The following is a 1,531-nucleotide window of genomic DNA, read 5'->3' as shown; positions in this document are numbered from 1 at the left end:
CTAAGGTAGTAGGACTAGAAAATGGACAAGGATTTGACTATTTCTTCGGTAACAGCCCTTGGTTGTTAGAGGAGGTAAGGGAAAGAAGAATCAATGGCAATCTTGCGGGCAATGGTCATCGTTACCCTGGCTAACTGCACCGCAAAAGGATTTGTGCCCATGCCAAAAAACTGTAATGGTGTGACAAAACCCATTTCCATTTGGCTCGGTACTTGCTTTCTCCGTTCTGCAATTTTTTGAATTAAAAGTCGCTCAATGCGTTTTAGTTCTTGATAGGCCACATAGAGAAAATTTCCCGATCGACAGGCAGGATCAAGCACTCGATAGGATTGCAACTCCAACTGGAGTTGATTCAATTCCCCAATGGTTTTGGCATTATTAATTTTCTCTTCCCAATAGTCGGAAATAGTGGGTCGCACAATCTGGCGAATATCCTTTTCCGAAGTGTAATGAATACCCCGTGCATGACGTTCATTTTCATTGATCGCCCCTTCAAAAATATTGCCAAAAATTGATGGACGAATATTTTCCCAATTATCCTTTGCACAGATATCTAGCAGTTTTAACTCCGATTCCTCTAAGGCGATCGGTTGAATTTCTGCAAATAAACCACCATTAAAATAATCAACTGCCGCATAACGACCCTGGGGCACAATTCCTGGTTGATTCATCGCCCGAAACAAACCACTGAAAGTATCATAAGCATTATCTTTTCCCGTTAGACAATCCTGCACCAAGGCTACAAATAGATCCCGTGGTAAAAGATTTCGGTCTTCGGCAAACATGGCCAACACACATTGGAGGGTAAACCGTTGCAGTTGTTCTTCCGTAAAATACTGAAACTTTTCCCTTTTACCCCGATCCCGCACTAATTGATAAAACTCCCCCATCCGTCGGGCTGTGCGTTCCGTCACCTCCACCTGATTATTGCGAAAAATGGGAGCCTGACCCCCAATTTCCATAAAAGAAAAAGTCCCCAAACGCTTAGGCAAATCCTCCAGCCTGACCCAATCCACCGGCTCATCCACTTGATTGGTGAAGTCGTAGATCCAAAACTCATCAAAATTACAGAGAATTGAATACTGGGGCTTAGGCGTTAACCGCATCCAATACCGTTCAAGCTGGGAATAATGCAAAGTTAAATCTGTGCCCCGCTTTTTCATTTCAATTACCACCCCCTTAATTCCCCTGGCTGGTGGCCAAACTAAATCCGCAAATCCCGTTTTATCGTTCTTACTACTTTTTTTTACTCTCTGCTCAAACTCCGCCCCTGCCTCTTTGATACCTTCATGACCGAAAGCTTGAAAAAATTTCGTCAAAAAAGTTTGGGACTCCGATTTTTCATCCCCTTTGATCTAAAAATGTGTTGCGCATACCCCGCAGCTTGCTGCGATTGGGATAAGCAACCCCAAAAACAAAAACCAGCATTACAATTCTGTAATGGAACTCAAAAGGGCTAGTCATTGCGTGTATCAAATTCGTTATCATATGGTGTTTTGCGTCAAATATCGTCGAGGGCTTTTGGTACTGG

General features: G+C 43.2%; 1 protein-coding gene and 1 pseudogene. One reads left to right on the top strand and one right to left on the bottom strand.

What is annotated here, in order from left to right; all coding sequences use genetic code 11:
• Window positions 1–65: 65 nt before the first annotated feature.
• Complete coding sequence (locus BWK47_RS07640) at window positions 66–1,319, bottom strand: class I SAM-dependent DNA methyltransferase (RefSeq protein WP_204250486.1); 1,254 nt, start codon at window positions 1,317–1,319, stop codon at window positions 66–68.
• Window positions 1,320–1,440: 121 nt separating this feature from the next.
• Between BWK47_RS07640 and BWK47_RS07635 the strand changes: the two are divergent.
• Window positions 1,441–1,531: pseudogene (locus tag BWK47_RS07635) on the top strand (IS200/IS605 family transposase); the annotation flags it as partial.

The sequence above is a fragment of the Synechocystis sp. CACIAM 05 genome (assembly GCF_010222815.1).
GTDB lineage: Bacteria > Cyanobacteriota > Cyanobacteriia > Cyanobacteriales > Microcystaceae > Synechocystis.
Note: the sequence above shows the minus strand (reverse complement) of the source record. Positions and strands in the feature narration are given on the sequence as shown.